General features: G+C 47.0%; 1 protein-coding gene. It reads left to right on the forward strand.

The window, feature by feature from the left end; genetic code table 11:
• Positions 1-98: 98 nt before the first annotated feature.
• On the forward strand, positions 99-1,304 hold the full coding sequence (locus ACX0G9_RS31630) for an IS4 family transposase (RefSeq protein ID WP_459068997.1): 1,206 nt from the start codon (positions 99-101) through the stop codon (positions 1,302-1,304).
• The last annotated feature ends 114 nt before the right edge of the window (positions 1,305-1,418 follow it).

Raw genomic sequence — 1,418 nt, forward strand, 5'->3', positions numbered from 1 at the left:
ATCACTATTGTCCGACTAAAGTCGGGGTTTAAAAATAAAAAGGGCAGCTCCGAAGAACCGCCCAATGGTTAATTTTGAATTACCACACTCAAAATACCATGGGCGAAGATAAAAAATTCTCCGGACAGCCGGTTCTGTCACAAATATTGGATGTTGTACCGAACTCGATCATCTATGCAGCGAATCGAAAACATAAGTCCAATCGGTACTATAAGCGATTACCCCTGCGGGTTCACTTAGTAAGCCTCTTGTACGGCGTATTCAGCTACTGTAATGGACTCCGGGAGGTCTGCGAAGGGATGCTGGCCTGTGAAGGCAAGCTGTCCCATCTGGGGCTGGATAAGGCGCCCGCCCGTAGTACCCTTTCTGATGCCAATAACAAGCGTAGCTACCAGGTCTTTGAAACGATTTATTACGGATTACTGGCCCAATACCATTCCTTTATCTCGGACAGCCGGTTAAAGGGGTTGAGTATAAGGAACTTAAAGGTCATCGACAGCACTACCATCCAGTTGTTCAGCGAGATCCTGCGGGGCGTTGGCCGCAACCGGCTGGACGGAGCCCGTAAAAAGGGAGGGATCAAAGTGCATGCCCTGATGGACGCCTTCAGCGGAGTAACGGAGTTCGTCCGCATAACGGCCGCCAGAGAGCATGACCAAAAATTCCTGTACCACCTGAAATTGCCTGCTGATAGCTGGATTGTCTTTGACAAAGCTTATACTGCCTATCAGTACTATGCCAGATGGACGAAACAGAAAATATGGTTTGTTACCCGAATGCGGGAGAACGCCGTTTTTCATGTTACTAAGGTACTGGTCGACAAGACCCGAAAGCAAAAGGCCAAAGGAGTTATCAAAGAGCAATTGATCACGGTAGCTGTCAAAGTAAACGGAATGGTGACCGAAAGGCTGAAGCTCAGGCGCATCCTGTTTAAAACAGAGGATGGCAAAGTTTACGCCTATGCTACCAACAACATCAACTTGCCGGCCACGCAGATAGCGACCATCTACAAAAACCGGTGGATGATCGAGCTGCTGTTCAAACAGATCAAGCAGAACTTTCCGTTGCGTTACTTTTGGGGAGAAAGCCCCAACGCCATTAAGATGCAGGTCTATTGCGTATTGATTGCCCAGCTTTTAATGGTCGTCATCCGAAAGAAAGCTGCTACTAAAAAATCCTTTGCCAACATGATCACCGTTATCCGATTGCACCTGATGAGCTATGTTGAACTATTGGACTTCATCAGGGACACCTATAAGGCCTGGAGAAAAACCAATAATGCCTCCTTTGCCTTTACACCGTAATTGATCCGGGGGGAGCTACCCCCCAAATTGAAACAACCGATTTTTAACCTGTATCCCGCTTCAATAAAAGGATACAGACTATTTTAACCCGGATTTATCCGGACAACAATGATT

The sequence above is a fragment of the Flavitalea flava genome, from assembly GCF_054461575.1.

What these genes read in the sequence shown, in the direction of transcription:
- ACX0G9_RS31630 (WP_459068997.1), top strand. Translation starts at nt 99, where the DNA reads ATGGGCGAAGATAAAAAATTCTCCGGACAGCCGGTTCTGTCACAAATA.